Source organism: Rhizobium sp. 1399 (assembly GCF_031455475.1).
Classification (GTDB): domain Bacteria; phylum Pseudomonadota; class Alphaproteobacteria; order Rhizobiales; family Rhizobiaceae; genus Rhizobium.
Window position 1 is genome coordinate 39,449 of record NZ_JAVDSU010000010.1, and the last position, 15,933, is coordinate 55,381.

The window sequence follows — 15,933 nt, forward strand, 5'->3', positions numbered from 1 at the left end:
TAAGCCCTGTCGTCTTTGCGTGACATGTTCAGTCCTGCTCCACATCGAATTTCTGCAGCAGCCATTTCCGGAAATTCCTGATTTTCGGCACGTTCCGCCTGTTTTCCGGATAGGCGAGCCAATAGTCGCGTCCGTCATTGCCGGTCAGTTCGAAGGGTTGGTAAAGCCTGCCGGCGGCGACATCGTCCTGGAAATGGCCGGGATTGAGCATGGCGACACCGCCGCCGGCAATCGCGATGCTGGCATCGAGGATCTGGGTGCCGAATTCGCTTTTCGGATAGCGGGAAAGATCGGCATCCTTGACGCCGGCCGCGGCGAACCATTCTGCCCACCAGGAATCGCCGGCGCTGATCAGGAACAGTTTCAGAAGATCGGCGGGCTCGTGGATGCCGCCGATTTCGGCCGCGAGCTTGGGGCTCAGCATGGGGGAGTAGTCAAGTTTCATCAGCCGATGACTGATCAGGCCGGGCCAATCGCCGCGTCCCCAACGGATCGCCACGTCGGCAGCCTCTTTCTGGAAGTCGACGATCGTGCCTGAGGTGACGAGCCTGACGGCAATGTCCGGAAACTGCAGTTGGAAAGCGCCGATGTAACGCGAGAGCCATTGCTGGGCGAAGGTCGCCGTCGAATGGATCGTCAGCGTTTCCCCGGTCGTCTTGCGCATCGAGGCCATGGCTTCGATCAGAATGTTGAATGCTTCGGAGACCCTGGGGGCCAGATGTTTACCTGCTTCTGTCAGCTCGATCTGGCGGGGCAAGCGCAGGAAGAGCGGCTCGCCGATATTCTCCTCCAGAAGCTTGATCTGGTAGCTGACGGCCGTCTGCGTCATGCCGAGCTCATCGCCGGCCCGGGTGAAACTGCCGAGCCGGGCCACGGCTTCGAAGACGCGCAGCGCATTCAGCGGGAACTGCTTCGACAGTTTCATGGATAAGTTCTCTTTATGGATGCAGACGGTTGTTCGATTGGAATTGCAGCATTTTTCCCGGCAAACTGCAATCATCTCATCAAACCATCAAGGTGATGTCATGGATTGCCAAGCTATCGAAGAGAGCCGTTCTCCTGCAAGAGAGGCATTGTTCACTGTCATCATTCGCCGGCTCGCCCGGGGGATTGGCAGCCGGAGGCCGCGGCTGGATATCGACGTCACACCCGATCGCATCAAGCGCGATCTCGGTTTCCTGGATGGACGCGACCCGCGTTACGAGGATGACCGGTCGCGGTAGGCGACAAGTGCGGTCAGGATTTCGGCCGCTGTCATGGCGGCGATCACTTCGGGGCGTTTGTCCTTCACGAAGGAACCGCCAATCGGCAAGGTAAGGCGCTCCAGCCAGGAGCGTTCGCCGCCTGCCTCGCGGGAAAGCCAGCTCGCAAAGGTCGCTCGTTTGGTCGCCGAACCGATCATGCCGGTATAGGCAAGGTCGGTGCGGGCAAGTGCTTCACGGGCTATCAGGAAATCAAGGGCATGATCGTGGGTCAGGATGACGAGTGCTGCGCCGGCGGGCATGTCCTTCACCAATGCCTCGGGCATCGGCACCAATAGGCTCTTCGTCGAGACCGGAAGATTGGCGAGTTCATCCCGCCGGGTCTCGACGACGGTGATGGAAAGCGGTAGTGGCGCGAGCGCCGCTGCAAGGGCGCGGCCGACATGGCCTGCGCCGAAGACATAGACTTCCGGCAGGTGTTCGGCTTCACTTTCCTGCTTTTTCTCCAGGTCATCCCTGACGGCATCGGTCACACGGCGGAAACGCAGTTGGGTGCGGCCGCCGCAGCATTGGCCGATTTCCGGCCCGAGCGGAATATCCATGAGGTCATTGCCGCCGGTGCCGGCGAGCAATTCGCGGGCATTGCCGATGGCGATGAATTCGAATTGGCCGCCGCCGATGGTGCCCCAGAGGCTGCTTGCCGAAACCAGCATGAAGGTGCCGGTCTCGCGCGGTGTCGAGCCCTGCGTGCCTGATATCTCGATCAGGACCGCTTCCGGCTGGAGGGCCAGAAAGGCACCGAAGTCGCTGCCGGGCACAAAACCGGAAAGGATTTCGCGCCGCGTCATAGCTATACCCTCTTCATCCTCTCGACCGCCATCAGCACGCGTTCAGGCGTTGCGGGCGCATCGAGGTGGGGGCAGACGCGATAGTTGGCGACACTGGCGATGGCCATGGAGAGCGCTTCCAGCACTGAAATCGCCAGCATGAAGGGCGGTTCGCCGACGGCCTTGGAGCGGCCGATGGTGGCTTCCGCATTCTCGGACCATTCGGCGAGCCGCACATTGAAGATCTTCGGCCGGTCGGAAGCGAGCGGGATCTTGTAGGTGGAAGGCGCATGCGTGCGCAGGCGGCCCTTGTCATCCCACCAGAGCTCCTCGGTCGTCAGCCAGCCCATGCCCTGGACGAAGGCGCCTTCGACCTGGCCGATATCGATTGCCGGGTTCAACGAGCGGCCGACATCGTGGAGAATGTCGGTGCGGTCGATCAGATATTCGCCGGTCAGCGTATCGATCGTGACCTCGGTGCAGGCGGCGCCATAGGCGAAATAGTAAAAGGGCGTGCCGCGGCCGGCCTGGCGATCCCAGTGGATCTTCGGCGTCTTGTAGAAGCCGGCGGCGGACAGCTGAACGCGAGCGAAGTAAGCCTGCTTTATGAAATCGGGGAAGGGGATTTCAATCTCGCCGACCCGCACCCGGTTCGGCAGGAAGATGACTTCAGAGGCCGGAATGTTCCATTTCTCTGCCGCAAAGGCGACCAGCCGTTCCTTCAACTGGCGCGCCGCATCGTAGGCGGCCATGCCGTTCAGGTCCGAGCCGGAGGAGGCGGCGGTCGCCGAAGTGTTCGGCACCTTGCCCGTCGTTGTCGCTGTGATCTTCACGCGGTCGATATCGACCTGGAAGCTGTCTGCCAGCACCTGCGCCACCTTGGTATAGAGGCCCTGGCCCATTTCAGTCCCGCCATGGTTCAGGTGGATCGAGCCATCCTGATAGATATGGACGAGGGCGCCGGCCTGGTTGAAGGCGGTCATGGTGAAGGAGATGCCGAATTTCACCGGCGTCAGGGCGATGCCCTTGCGGATATAGCGGCTGTCGCGGTTGAATGAGACGATGGTGTTGCGTCGGGCGCGGTAGTCGGCGCTGTCCTCCAGCTCCTCGACCACGCGGGCGATGATATTGTCCTCGACTTCCTGATGATAGGGCGTGGTCGTGCGCCCCGAGCCTGGCTGGCCGTAGAAATTCAGCTTGCGGATATCGAGCGGATCCTTGCCGACGGCATAGGCGATCTCTTCGATGAAGCGCTCGGCGCCGAGCATGCCCTGCGGGCCGCCGAAACCGCGGAAGGCGGTGTTGGAGACGGTATGCGTCTTCAGCGGCTGCGAGGTCAGATGCACATGCGGATAGAAATAGCTGGAATCGGCGTGGAAGAGCGCACGGTCGGTCACCGGGCCCGACAGGTCCGACGAGAAGCCGCAGCGCGCCGAATAGGTGGCGTCGACAGCGTGGATGCGGCCTTCGTCATCGAAGCCGAGTTCATAATCGACGCGGAAATCATGGCGTTTGCCGGTGGCGCTCATGTCCTCGTCGCGATCGGGACGGAACTTGATGGCGCGCTTAAGCTTCTTGGCCGCGACCGCGGCGAGGGCTGCGAACTGGTTGCCCTGCGTTTCCTTGCCGCCAAAGCCGCCGCCCATGCGGCGCACATTCACGGTGACGGCATTCGAGGGAATATGCAGCACATGGCCGACGATATGCTGGATTTCGCTCGGATGCTGGGTCGAAGACCAGACGGTGACCTCGTCGTCCTCGCCTGGGATCGCCATGGCGATATGGCTTTCGAGGTAGAAATGCTCCTGACCGCCGATGCGCATACGGCCTGTCAGCCGGCGAGGGGCGTTTTCCATTTCGGTTTTCGCCTCACCGCGTTTCAGCGTCATCGGGGTGATCACAAGCGGGCTGCCGTTTTCGACGGCGCCGTCGATGTCGCTCCAGTGCGGCAAGTCGCGATATTCGATTTTTGCCATGCGGGCCGCACGACGAGCAGCCTCGCGGGTTTCGGCTATGACGGCGAAGATCGGCTGGCCGTGGAATTGAACCAGGGTTTCGGCAAGCAGCGGCTCGTCATGGCTGCCATTCGAGCTGACGTCGTTGATGCCGGGGATGTCCTTGCCGGTGAAGACCCAGACCACGCCGGGATGGGCCGCGACCTCCGACAGGTCCATCGAGATGATCTCGGCATGGGCGCGATCGGACATGCCGATAGCGCCGTGCAGGAGATCGGCGGGTTCGGGAATATCGTCGATATAGTCGGCACTTCCGGTGACATGCTTATGCGCTGAATCATGGCGCAAGGACACATGCATCTGGCCGTTGATGAGCTTGCGGTCTTCGAAGGTGGATTTGTCCATCAGGCAACCTCCTCGAACCGCTTCAGTTCGGCAGGTGCGCCGACGGTTTCGAGATAGAAGCGCGTCAGCAGGTTCTTGGCCGTCAACTGGCGGTATTCCGCCGTAGCGCGCCAGTCCGTCAGCGGCTGGAAATCGGCATCAAAGGCAGGGCGTGCGGCCTCTATGGTCGCTTCCGTCCAGGGTTTGCCGATCAACTCGGCTTCGACGCTGCGGGCGCGCTTCGGCGTTGCCGCCATGCCGCCGAAGGCGATGTGGATCTCGGTCACGCGCTCGTCCTCACCAAGCACCAGATAGAAGGCGCCGAGCACGGCGGTGATATCCTCGTCGCGGCGCTTGCTGATCTTGTAGACGGCGAATTTGGCGTCCGCGACCGGGTGGGGCACGAAGACGCTTTCGACGAATTCGCCCGGCCGGCGATCCTGCTTGCCATAGGCGATGAAGTAATCTTCCAGCGGCAGAGTACGGGCGCCTCCGGCCGAGCGCAGCGTCAGCTGCGCGCCAAGCGCAATCAGCGGCGGTGGGCTGTCGCCGATCGGCGAGCCATTGGCGATATTACCGCCGATCGTGCCCATGTTGCGCACCTGATCGCCACCGATGCGGGTGATGAGGCGGGCAAAGGCGGGGATCTTCCGGGCGATGGTGTCGAGCGCGCGGGTGTAGGTGACGCCGGCGCCGATCGCGATGCCATATTCACCTGCAGTGATCGTCTGAAGCTCCGCCAGATGATTGATGAAGACCACGGGGTTCAGGTGCTGCATCTGCTTGGTGACCCAGAGGCCGACATCGGTGGAGCCGGCAATGACGGTTGCGGTCGGCTCGGCCGCCAGCACCCGCGCAAGCGCATCGACGGAGCGCGGCACGATGAGGCGGCCTTCTTCTGACACAATCGAAATCGTATCGGATGCTTGCATGGCCCAGAGGCGAGAGATGATTTCGGCACGGGTCTTCTCGAGCGGATCGAAGAGGGTGCTCGGCCGCTGCAGGCTCACCTGTTCGGCGGCCTTGACGATCGGCTCATAGCCGGTGCAGCGACAGAGATTGCCTTGCAGCGCCTTTTCGATCTCGGCACGGTCCGGCTTCTCGTTGGAGAGCCAGAGGCCATAAAGGGACATGATGAAGCCCGGTGTGCAGAAGCCGCATTGCGAACTATGGCAATCGACCATGGCCTGTTGCACCGGATGCAACGTGCCGTCCTTGGCTGCCAGGTGCTCGATCGTCACCACATGGGTCGCGTGCAGCGAGCCGATGAAGCGGATGCAGGCATTGACGGATTCGTAGAAAAGCTTGCCGTCGATGAGCCGGCCGACCAGCACGGTGCAGGCACCGCAATCGCCTTCGGCGCAGCCTTCCTTGGTGCCCGTCAGCCGCCGCTTCAGCCGGAGAAAATCGAGAAGAGTCTCCGTCGGCCGGACCTTACTCAAGGAAACGTCCTCGCCATTGAGGATGAAGCGGATGCTGTCGTTCATGATATTCCCGGTTGTTTTTCTTAAAATGGTTATGCCGCCGTCCAGCCCCCGTCAATCGAGATATGCGTACCGGTTACCTGCCGGGCTTCCTCGCTTGCGAGGTAAAGCGCCAGCGCGCCGATCTCCTCGGCCTTGACGAATTCATGCGTCGGCTGCGCCTTGAGGATGACCTCGGTCTTGACCTGCTCCTCGGTCATGCCGCGCGCCTTGGCGGTATCGGGGATCTGCTTTTCGACCAGCGGGGTCAATACATAGCCCGGGCAGATGGCGTTTACCGTCACGCCGAATTCGGCAAGCTCCAGGGCAGCCGTCTTCGTCAGGCCTAATATACCATGCTTTGCCGCTACATAGGCAGATTTGAAGGGCGAGGCGACCAGGCCATGGGCCGAGGCGATATTGATGATGCGGCCATATTTCCTCGCCTTCATCAGCGGGATCGCAGCCCGCATCGTATGGAAGGAGCTGGAGAGATTGATGGCGATGATCTGGTCCCACTTCTCGATCGGGAAATCCTCGATCTTTTCGACATGCTGGATGCCGGCATTGTTGACGAGTACATCGACCGTTCCGAAGGTCTTGCCGGCAGTCTCGATCAGATCGGCAATCTCTGAGGGTTTCGTCATGTCGGCCGGATGATAGAGGGCCTTCGCTTTCGACGATGATTCAAGGCGTTCGATTATCGCCTTGATTTCGTCGTCCTTTCCGAAGCCGTTGATGACGACGTTGTCGCCGCTGGCAGCAAAGGCAGTGGCGATCGCAAGCCCGATGCCGCTGGTGGAGCCGGTGACGACGACTGATCTGCTCATGCTTCTTCCTCCCTGACTATGAGATGCTGCATTGCAGCGTCAAGGCGAGGTTATGCCCAAAGGCGGCGAGCTGGCAATCGGGAAGTGACTGAGGGGCCTGGCTGCCACTTACGCCCTTCCAAGCCAGGCGGACCTGCCCTATTGATTGCCACGACAACAGCATGCAGCGGGAGGAATCGCATGGGTGGATATGTTCTGGCGGTCGATCAGGGAACGACCTCGACGCGGGCGATCGTCTTCGACGGCGACATGAAGATCGCCGGCATGGGCCAGAAGGAATTCACACAGATCTATCCGCGCTCCGGCTGGGTGGAGCACGATCCCGAGGAGATCTGGGACTCGGTCGTTTCCACGATCCACATGGCGCTGCGCGAAGCCAAGGTGACGGCCAAGGATATTGCCGCACTCGGCATCACCAACCAGCGTGAGACCGTCGTCGTCTGGGAGCGCGAAACCGGCAAGCCGATCCAGAACGCCATCGTCTGGCAGGACCGGCGCACGGCAAGCTATTGTGACAATCTCAAGCGGCAGGATCTCGAGCGCACCTTCACGAAGAAGACCGGCCTTATCCTCGATCCCTATTTCTCGGGAACGAAGCTCTCCTGGATGCTCGCCAATGTGAAGGGCGCAAGGGCGAGGGCAGCGCGGGGCGATCTCTGCTTCGGCACGATCGACACGTTCCTCATCTGGCGGCTGACTGGCGGCAAAAGCTTCGTGACCGACGCGACCAATGCATCGCGCACGCTGATGTTCAATATCGCGACCAATGAGTGGGACGAGGATCTGCTCGATATCCTGCGCGTGCCGGCCGCCATGCTGCCAGAGGTGAAGGATTGCGCCGATGATTTCGGCACCGTCGATCCCGAACTCTTTGGTGCGGCCATCCCGATCCTCGGTGTTGCCGGCGACCAGCAGGCGGCGACGATCGGCCAGGCCTGCTTCGAGCCGGGCATGCTGAAATCGACCTATGGCACCGGCTGCTTCGCGCTGCTCAATACCGGCAGCGATATGGTGCGGTCGAAGAACCGGCTGCTGACGACCATCGCCTATCGCCTTGATGGTGAGACGACCTATGCGCTGGAGGGTTCGATCTTCATTGCCGGGGCAGCCGTGCAGTGGCTGCGCGACGGCCTCGGCATCATCGACAGGGCGTCCGATACGAACGACCTAGCGGAGAAGGCTGATCCGACACAGGACGTCTATCTCGTGCCGGCCTTTACCGGCCTCGGCGCCCCGCATTGGGATGCCAAGGCACGCGGTGCGATTTACGGCCTGACTCGCAACAGCGGCCCGGCGGAGCTTTCCCGCGCGGCACTGGAGGCCGTCTGCTACCAGACGCGCGACCTCTTGGAAGCGATGCAGAAGGACTGGAAGAACGGAACCGACGATACGGTGCTGCGCGTCGATGGCGGCATGGTGGCCTCGGACTGGACGATGCAGCGGCTTGCCGATCTGCTTGAGGCGCCGGTCGATCGTCCTGTCATTCTCGAGACGACGGCGCTCGGTGCGGCCTGGCTGGCCGGCAGCAGGGCTGGGGTGTGGCCGGACAGGGAGAAGTTTTCGGCGACCTGGAAGCGTGACCGGCGCTTCGAGCCCTCGATGGACGAGAAGACCCGTGCCGCTAAGCTCAAGGGTTGGAAGAATGCGGTGAAGCGGACGCTGAACGAGCTTTGATTGCTCAGTTTGGCGAGCTCATATGAGCATACTGCTTGCGGTATTCCGCCGGCGTCACGCCAAGATGGCGCGTGAAGGCGCGGCGTAGCGTATCGTCATCGGCAAAGCCGCATTCGCTTGCCACCTGTTTCGGCGCGTGGCCGCTTTCGAGCAGGCGACGGGCAGCCGTGATACGAGTGGATTCGACCCAGCTTGCGGGTGTCATCCCGACCTCTTCGCGAAAAAGGCGGGCGAAATGGCGGGGGCTCAGCTCCATCCGGCGGGCCAGTTCCGCCACACTGTGATCGGCAGCCGGATTGGCGGCGATCCAGCGCTGCACCTCCTGCAATGCCGAGCGTCCGGCGGGGGCGGCTTCACCCTTACGGCTGAATTGCATCTGGCCGCCGGGGCGCTTGAAGAACATGACGAGCTGGGCTGCGGTGCGCATCGCCACATCGCGACCGAGATCCTCTTCGACGAGGGAGAGGGCAAGATCCAGTCCTGCAGTGACGCCAGCCGCTGTCCTCAATTCTCCATCGGCTACATGGATGGCATCTTCCTCGACAGTCACCGAAGGGTAGGCCTCCCTCAGCCTCTCGGTGACGGCCCAATGGGTCGTTACTCGCCGGTCGTCGAGCAATCCTGCAGCGGCGAGCAGAAATGCGCCGCTGCAGACTGAACCGTAGCGCCGGGCGCGAGGTGCGGTCTCGCGGAGCCAATCCAGCAACCTTGCATCGGGTCTGATCTCAGCCGCATTCGGGCAGCCGGCGACGAGAAGCGTATCCAGCGGACCGATCTCATCTTCGATCGTGTAATCGGCAACCAGCCGCACGCCGGAGGAACTGCGGATATGGCCGTGGCTGCTGGCGATGACGACGGGGCGATAGGCTTCCATGCCGCTTTGCAGATTAGCTTCGGCAAAGACGTCGAGCGGGCCGGAGACATCCAGAAGCTGGACGCCGGGAATGGCGAGGATGGCGATGTTTCTGAGTTTCATCTGATGGCCTCATGTCCGCAGTAGAATGGTTTTGGCAGAAAATGACGGATATCGTTCATTCCAGCCATCGTTGGCAGCTTTTACTCTCCCTGACATCCACCAGCAAGGAGAAAGACGATGACATTGACGATTGGCGATATCAGTATTCCCGACAGCAAGCTGGCACGCGACATTACCGAACTGGTTCGGGACACCGAGTCGCCGCTGCTCTTCCACCACTCCAGCCGTGTCTTCTATTTTGGTGCGCTTGCGGGCAAGCGCCGCGGACTGCGCTTCGATCCCGAACTGCTTTATGCCGGCGCCATGTTCCACGATATGGGGCTGACGCATCAGCACAGTTCGGAGCGTGAGCGTTTCGAGGTCGATGGCGCCAATGCCGCTCGTGATTTCTTGAAGAGTTACGGTATCGCGCATGCCGATATCGATACGGTCTGGACGGCGATTGCGCTGCATACGACGCCCGGCATTCCGCAGCACATGCATCCGGTCGTAGCGCTCGTGACGGCGGGCGTGGAGATGGATGTGCTCGGCATCGATTATCATGGGTTCGGTGATGCCGATCGAGACGCAGTCGTCCATGCCCATCCGCGCACGCTGCATTTCAAGGAAGATATCCTCCAGACCTTCTATGACGGCATCAAGCACAAGCCGGAAACGACTTTTGGCAATGTGAAGGCGGATGTACTGGCTGATAAGGATCCGCATTTCCACAGAGGCAATTTCTGCAGCGTGATCCGCAATTCAGCCTGGATCGGCTAGAGTATTCGAAAAGTCCAGGCAGGCGGCTTCGGCGCCGCCTGCCTGCTCTCGTTACTTTTTCAGCCAGGGTGTCGCCGTGCTCCAGAAGATCACGTTGGCGCCGAGATAGTCCTGGGCGAAGGCGGTGAACTCTTCCTTGGTGAAGGGCTTCTTGGTGGCCGGGTTCTTGTAGGTCAGCGTCGGCTCCTGCACGGCGAAGCCGACATAGGAGAGCTTGCCCTTGTACTTGTTGAAGAAGGGATAAGAGTTCTTCATCTGCGCCTTGCGGTTCGGCACGATATCGGGGCCGCCGAGGCCGACATTGTTCTTGGCGGCGTAATCGAAGAGACGGCCGATGTAATTATGGTCGTTCTCCCATTCGCAGGGCCAGAAGTTCACGTACTGGACAACCAGCGACTTCTCGAAGGCCTTGCGGGCAAAGGCGAGGTTTTCCATCTCGGCGGAGAAATAGGCGTCGCACGAGAAACCCTTCGGCTCATGCTTCGGATCGAGGTCGATGGAGGTTTCCGGCAGGTTGATGCCGTAGACCTGGCCGTCGAACTTTTCAGCAAGCGCCTTCAGCAGCGCCTGGTAACGTTCGCGAACGGCCGGGTTCCACTGCTGGGCGACCCAGCCGGAACCGACCGGCTTGTTCTCGCCGGGATTGTCGAATTGTGGGGTCAGGCCGCCGTCATATTCCGGCTCGGTCAGCATGTAGTCTGGAATGTTGCGCGCCTTCGGATTGAAAAAGCGGTCCTGCACCTGGATAAACATCTTCTTGTTGAGGCTTTTGGCAATGGCCAGGTCCTGCTCGATTGCCGAAAAATCATACTGGCCCTTCGCCGTTTCCAGGCTCCTCCAGTTATAGACGACCTGTACGCCACTGATATCGGGCCGGGCGAGCCTCGCCTTTGCGGCCGCGAGGTCGCCGGAGCCCATATAGAGGAAGTTTTCCGGGGCGGAGGCGGCATGGGCAGCCCGCGTCGACAAGACGAGGGTGGCAAGCGCAACGAGAAGTCTCTGAGATTTGTTCATGGGTTCTCGAATGGAAAGGTGATGGAAAGCGCGCAGAGCTCTCTGGACCAAATTGGGCAACTCAATGGCGGCGATTGCAGAGCCCTTGTGGATAGTTAACCGCGCTGCATTCATCAGATTTACCAATTTTCCCATTCGTAATTTTTTGATGCGGCCTGTCGGCCAAACGGTTACTCATTCGTCATTCGGAAAGAGGAGCTACCGATGCTTTACGCAATCCTTTGCTACGCCAATGAGGAAACCGTTTTCGCCTGGACCGAGGAGGAAGAGGCTGCCGTCATGGGAAATCTCCATGCCGTGATCGAGCCGCTCGCCGCTGCCGGCAAGCTCGGCCCGACCGGCCGGCTGATGCCGACGACGACTGCAACGACTGTGCGCAAGGGCAGGGACGAGGCCTTCGTTGTCGATGGTCCGTTTGCGGAAACGAAGGAGGCGCTTCTCGGCTTCTATACGGTTGATTTCGAAACGCTGGATGAGGCGATCGGCTTCACGAAACAGCTTTCGGCGGTCAATCCTGGTTCCACCTCTTACGAAATACGGCCGTTCTACACCTTCAGGCCGGGAGAGACCGCATCATGACAGACATTGCCTGGATCGACCTCGCGCTTGCCTCGGCCCGGCCGAAGGCGCTCGGCGCGCTGCTGCGCTACTTTCGTAATCTCGATACGGCGGAAGAAGCGTTTCAGGAGGCGTGCCTGAGGGCGATCCGGACCTGGCCGGAAAAGGGGCCGCCGCGCGATCCGACCGCGTGGCTGATCTTCGTCGGCCGCAACAGCGGCATCGATGCGGTGCGCAAGCGGGCGAAGATCCAGGCGCTGCCGGACGAGGACCAGATTTCAGATAAAGAGGACGCTGAAAGCGACATCGCCGACCGGCTGGACGATTCCCATTATCGCGACGATATCCTGCGATTGCTTTTCATCTGCTGCCATCCGGACCTGCCGGCCACCCAGCAGATCGCGCTGGCCCTGCGCATCGTCTCCGGCCTGTCGGTGACGCAGATTGCCCGTGCCTTCCTCGTCTCCGAAAGCGCCATGGAGCAGCGCATCACTCGCGCCAAGGCGCGGGTGGCAAAGGCTGGCGTGCCGTTCGAGACGCCGAGCCCGCAGGAGAGGGCCGAGCGACTGATAATCGTCAGCACGATGATCTATCTGATCTTCAATGAGGGCTACAGCCAGGCTGATCCGGAGCAGGAGGCGGCAGCCTTCAGCGATGAGGCGATCCGGCTGGCGCGGCTGATACTGCATATCTTCCCCGCCGAACCGGAACTGATGGGGCTGCTTTCCCTGATGCTGCTGCAGATTTCCCGCCGGCAGGCGCGCTTCAGTGCCGAAGACGAGATCGTGCTGCTCGAGGATCAGGACCGCTCCCTCTGGAACCAGCCGTTCATCAACGAGGCGTTGGCGCTGCTCGACAAGGCGTTACGTCACCGAAAGCCCGGTCCCTACCAGCTGCAGGCGGCGATTGCCGTCGTCCATTCCCGCGCAAAACGCGCCGAAGATACCGACTGGGTGGAAATCGATCTGCTTTATCGCGCGCTCGAACGTGTCCAGCCTTCACCTGTCGTGACGCTGAACCGCGCTGTCGTCATTTCCAAACTTCATGGCCCGCAGGCGGCGCTCGACCTCATGGAGCCGCTCGGCGAAAAGCTCGACGGTTACTTCTATTATCACGGCCTGCACGGCAATCTCTTGAAGCAGCTCGGCCGAATCGCCCAGGCACGGATCGCCTTCGACCGCGCGATTGCACTTGCCCATTCGGCTGCGGAAGCGGCCCATATCCGCCGGCAGATCGACAAGATGCAGGAAGACGCGGGGCGGTCGGTGGTAAAGTAAGCCGTGTGTCCATGGGATACCGCGTCTTGCGACTCTCAGTGAATGGGCATCGAAATCATCGATACCCGGGTGTCGTCCGCCTGACGCGGCTATCAACTTTATCGAACGATCCGTTCCAGAATTTCCGTTTGCTCCAAGCCCTGCCGGACCTTATCTCAGGGGCAAGTCAAACAGGATGCCGACCATGGAATTGGGCCTTTATACATTCGCAGACGTCAATCCCAACCCGTCCCGCAGCAAGGGAGTGGAGGGGGCCGAGCGGATCAAGCATCTGATCGAAGAGATCGAGCTTGCCGATCAGGTCGGCCTCGATGTCTTCGGGCTCGGCGAACATCATCGGCCTGATTATGTGGCCTCGGCTCCGGTGGTTGTGCTTGCTGCTGCGGCGGCGAAGACGAAGAATATTCGTCTCAGCAGCGCCGTCACGGTTCTTTCCTCCGACGATCCGGTGCGGGTGTTCCAGCAATTTGCAACACTCGACCTGATCTCAAACGGCCGTGCTGAAATCATGGCGGGGCGCGGCTCCTTCATCGAATCCTTCCCGCTCTTCGGCTACAATCTCGAAGATTACGACCAGCTCTTTGAGGAGAAGCTCGATCTTCTTCTGGCGCTGCGCGATAACGAGGTCGTCACCTGGAAAGGCGAGCTTCGTGCGCCGATCCAGGGACGCGGCGTCTATCCGCGGCCGCTGCAGGATCCGTTGCCGCTGTGGATCGCGGTGGGCGGTACGCCGCAATCCGTTGCTCGCGCCGGTGCGCTCGGCTTGCCGGTGGCACTTGCCATTATCGGCGGTGAATATCCGCGCTTTGCGCCATTGTTGGATCTCTATCGGGAAGCTGCCCGCCGGGCAGGGCAGGATGCCGCGAAGCTGAAGACCAGCATCAACGTGCATGGCTTCATTGCCGATACGACTGAGGCTGCAGCAGACCAGTTTTACGGTCCGCAGGCCGAAGTGATGAACCGCATCGGCCGCGAGCGCGGATGGGGTCCGACGAGCCGGGCGCAGTTCGACATGTCACGCGGCCCGACCGGCAATCTCTTCCTCGGCGATCCCGAACTCGTGGCCGGGAAGATCATTGCCGCGCACAAGGTTTTCCGCAACGACCGCTTCCTGCTGCAGATGGCGATCGGCCTGATGCCGCATGACCAGATCATGCGCGGCATCGAACTCTACGGTACAAAAGTGGCGCCGATCGTCAGAAAGGCATTGACTGGGGCTCCCGAAGGCGCGAAAGCCACCGCTTGACGCAGAGCCTGTCGCTCTCGGGTAAAATCCGGAACGGTCTATGGTTATCGAGAACGACGAAGAACTTACTAAGCTCAAGGATATCGGCCGCATCTGTGCCAATGCCATACAGGTGATGGCGGCGGCCATGGAGCCGGGCATGACGACGCTGGAACTCGACCAGATCGGCCGCAAGGTGCTGGAAGATGCCGGCGCGCGTTCCGCTCCGGAATTCTGCTACCAGTTTCCGGGCGCGACCTGTATCAGCGTCAACGAGGAAATCGCCCACGGCATTCCCGGGCCGCGGGTCATTCGCCCTGGCGATCTCGTCAATATCGATGTCTCGGCGGAAAAGGACGGCTTCTTTGCCGATACCGGCGCTTCCTTCGCCGTGCCGCCGGTCAAATCGAGGATCGAGAGGCTCTGCCGGGACGGCAAGCGGGCGCTCTGGGTCGGTCTCAACCAGATCAAGGCTGGCGAGCCGCTAGCGAAGATCGGCAATGCCGTCGGTGCCTTCGCGCAGAAGAACCGCTATACGCTCGTCGCCAATCTTGCGAGCCACGGCGTCGGCCGCTCGCTGCATGAAGAGCCGGCCGAGCTTTCCACCTGGCCGGATCCCTCCGAACGGCGCATGATGACGGAAGGCCTCGTCTTTACCGTCGAACCCTTCCTGTCGCTCGGTGCCACCTGGGCGGAAGGCGGCGACGATGCCTGGACGCTTTATGCCGATCCCAAGGCCCCAACGGTGCAGTACGAACATACTGTCGTTGCAACCCGCAACGGGCCGATTATTCTGACATTGGCGGCTTGAGGGTTTTCCCCTCGCTGCCGGAGGCCGAGATGGCTGTTGCTTTTACCAAGGAAGAAAGTGCCGAAACCGCAGCGGAAACGCTGCTGCCCGATCGGCCAATCTCGTCTCATCCCAACCTCGTGACGGAGGTCGGGCTGAAGGCGCTTGAACTGCAGGTGCAGGAAGCGCGGCAGGCCTACGAGGCAGCAGGCGTGTTCGAAGATGTGAATGAGCGTCGGCGGCAGCAGGCAAATCCATTGCGCGACCTGCGCTATTTCGTCGAACGTGTCCGCACGGCGCAACTGGTTGCGGACCCGGCTTCGACCGAGGTCGTGGCCTTCGGAAGCACCGTTACCTTCAGCCGCGACGACGGACGGGTGCAGACATATCGCATCGTTGGAGAGGATGAGGCCGATCCGAAAGCCGGGTCGATTTCCTATGTCTCGCCTGTTGCCCGGATTCTCATGGGCAAGGGTGTCGGCGATGTCGTGACTGTCGGTCAGCAGGAACTCGAAATCGTCGAGATCGCGTAGAGCGCCGCGCGCTTTCGAGACGCGGCGCTCATCTCTGCGTCAGGCGGCCTGCGGCAGGCGGGCGATGACCTTGATCTCGAAATCGAACCCGGCAAGCCAGTTCACGCCGACTGCCGTCCAGTTCGGGTAGGGCGCTTCGCCGATTTCCTTCATTCTGATACCCGAAATTGCCGGCCACTGCGCCTCGGGATCGGTGTGGAAGGTCGTGACATCGATGACATCGTCGAAGGTGGCGCCGGCAGCGGCCAGCACGGCTTTCAGATTGTCGAAGGCAAGCTGGACCTGCTTCGCGAAATCGGGCTCCGGCGAGCCATCTTCACGGCTGCCGACCTGGCCGGAGACGAAGAGAAGGTCGCCGGAGCGGATCGCTGCCGAATAGCGGTTGATTTCATACAGTGCCTGCCTGCCGGCGGGGAAGATCGCGTCACGCTTGGTCATTGTTTTTCTCCTGTAGACAAAAGAGTAC

Annotated in this window: 16 protein-coding genes; 8 read left to right on the plus strand and 8 right to left on the minus strand. The window is 61.1% G+C overall.

Annotated features, from left to right (window positions below; all coding sequences use genetic code 11):
* Positions 1-28 precede the first annotated feature (28 nt).
* The gene (locus J2X71_RS26470; protein ID WP_113323239.1) at positions 29-925 is read right to left on the minus strand and encodes a LysR substrate-binding domain-containing protein; all 897 of its coding nucleotides are present in this window, start codon (positions 923-925) and stop codon (positions 29-31) included.
* A 100-nt stretch (positions 926-1,025) separates the two neighbouring features.
* Here J2X71_RS26470 and J2X71_RS26475 point away from each other — a divergent pair, with 100 nt between their 5' ends.
* Positions 1,026-1,223, plus strand: coding sequence for a hypothetical protein (locus J2X71_RS26475; protein WP_310387129.1), 198 nt, complete (start codon positions 1,026-1,028; stop codon positions 1,221-1,223).
* On the opposite strand, the gene xdhC is transcribed toward J2X71_RS26475, so the two are convergent.
* Genes xdhC through J2X71_RS26495 form a run of 4 tightly spaced genes read right to left on the minus strand, consistent with a single transcriptional unit; the run spans position 1,199 to position 6,661 of the window.
* Positions 1,199-2,050 carry a xanthine dehydrogenase accessory protein XdhC gene (xdhC, locus tag J2X71_RS26480; protein WP_310386777.1) on the minus strand — a complete coding sequence of 284 codons (852 nt, stop codon included), beginning with the start codon at positions 2,048-2,050 and terminating at the stop codon, positions 1,199-1,201. The two genes, J2X71_RS26475 and xdhC, sit on opposite strands and share 25 nt — an antisense overlap.
* A 2-nt stretch (positions 2,051-2,052) precedes the next feature.
* A complete protein-coding gene (gene xdhB, locus J2X71_RS26485) occupies positions 2,053-4,389 on the minus strand; it encodes a xanthine dehydrogenase molybdopterin binding subunit (RefSeq protein ID WP_310386778.1) in 2,337 nt (778 codons plus the stop codon).
* Positions 4,389-5,855 carry a xanthine dehydrogenase small subunit gene (gene xdhA / locus J2X71_RS26490; protein ID WP_310386780.1) on the minus strand — a complete coding sequence of 489 codons (1,467 nt, stop codon included), beginning with the start codon at positions 5,853-5,855 and terminating at the stop codon, positions 4,389-4,391. Before xdhA ends, xdhB begins: the two co-directional genes overlap by 1 nt.
* Positions 5,856-5,884: 29 nt before the next feature.
* A complete protein-coding gene (locus J2X71_RS26495) occupies positions 5,885-6,661 on the minus strand; it encodes a 3-hydroxybutyrate dehydrogenase (protein ID WP_310386782.1) in 777 nt (258 codons plus the stop codon).
* Between the two features lie 180 nt (positions 6,662-6,841).
* Here J2X71_RS26495 and glpK point away from each other — a divergent pair, with 180 nt between their 5' ends.
* Positions 6,842-8,335, plus strand: coding sequence for a glycerol kinase GlpK (gene glpK / locus J2X71_RS26500; protein ID WP_310386784.1), 1,494 nt, complete (start codon positions 6,842-6,844; stop codon positions 8,333-8,335).
* 4 nt (positions 8,336-8,339) lie between these two features.
* Here glpK and J2X71_RS26505 read toward each other — a convergent pair whose 3' ends face one another.
* Positions 8,340-9,311, minus strand: coding sequence for a DJ-1/PfpI family protein (locus J2X71_RS26505; RefSeq protein ID WP_310386786.1), 972 nt, complete (start codon positions 9,309-9,311; stop codon positions 8,340-8,342).
* Positions 9,312-9,428: 117 nt separating this feature from the next.
* On the opposite strand from J2X71_RS26505, the gene J2X71_RS26510 reads away from it, so the two are divergent.
* Entirely contained in the window at positions 9,429-10,070 is a 642-nt protein-coding gene (locus J2X71_RS26510) for an HD domain-containing protein (RefSeq protein WP_310386788.1), read from the plus strand.
* 51 nt (positions 10,071-10,121) lie between these two features.
* Here J2X71_RS26510 and J2X71_RS26515 read toward each other — a convergent pair whose 3' ends face one another.
* Positions 10,122-11,084: a hypothetical protein gene (locus tag J2X71_RS26515; protein WP_310386790.1), complete on the minus strand. Its 963-nt coding sequence runs from the start codon at positions 11,082-11,084 to the stop codon at positions 10,122-10,124.
* A gap of 204 nt (positions 11,085-11,288) precedes the next feature.
* On the opposite strand from J2X71_RS26515, the gene J2X71_RS26520 reads away from it, so the two are divergent.
* The 5 genes from J2X71_RS26520 (at position 11,289) to greA (ending at position 15,467) form a co-directional block, all read left to right on the plus strand.
* Complete coding sequence (locus J2X71_RS26520; RefSeq protein WP_310386793.1) at positions 11,289-11,663, plus strand: YciI family protein; 375 nt, start codon at positions 11,289-11,291, stop codon at positions 11,661-11,663.
* Positions 11,660-12,919, plus strand: a complete 1,260-nt coding sequence (locus J2X71_RS26525) for an RNA polymerase sigma factor (protein ID WP_310386795.1) — start codon at positions 11,660-11,662, stop codon at positions 12,917-12,919. The genes J2X71_RS26520 and J2X71_RS26525 overlap by 4 nt, the downstream gene beginning before the upstream one ends.
* 184 nt (positions 12,920-13,103) lie before the next feature.
* Complete coding sequence (locus J2X71_RS26530; RefSeq protein ID WP_310386797.1) at positions 13,104-14,165, plus strand: LLM class flavin-dependent oxidoreductase; 1,062 nt, start codon at positions 13,104-13,106, stop codon at positions 14,163-14,165.
* Positions 14,166-14,205: 40 nt separating this feature from the next.
* On the plus strand, positions 14,206-14,955 hold the full coding sequence (gene map, locus J2X71_RS26535) for a type I methionyl aminopeptidase (protein ID WP_037104909.1): 750 nt from the start codon (positions 14,206-14,208) through the stop codon (positions 14,953-14,955).
* Between the two features lie 29 nt (positions 14,956-14,984).
* Positions 14,985-15,467 carry a transcription elongation factor GreA gene (gene greA / locus J2X71_RS26540; protein WP_310386800.1) on the plus strand — a complete coding sequence of 161 codons (483 nt, stop codon included), beginning with the start codon at positions 14,985-14,987 and terminating at the stop codon, positions 15,465-15,467.
* A 39-nt stretch (positions 15,468-15,506) separates the two neighbouring features.
* Here the strand turns inward: greA and J2X71_RS26545 are convergent, their stop codons facing one another.
* Entirely contained in the window at positions 15,507-15,905 is a 399-nt protein-coding gene (locus J2X71_RS26545; RefSeq protein ID WP_310386803.1) for a RidA family protein, read from the minus strand.
* Positions 15,906-15,933 lie beyond the last annotated feature (28 nt).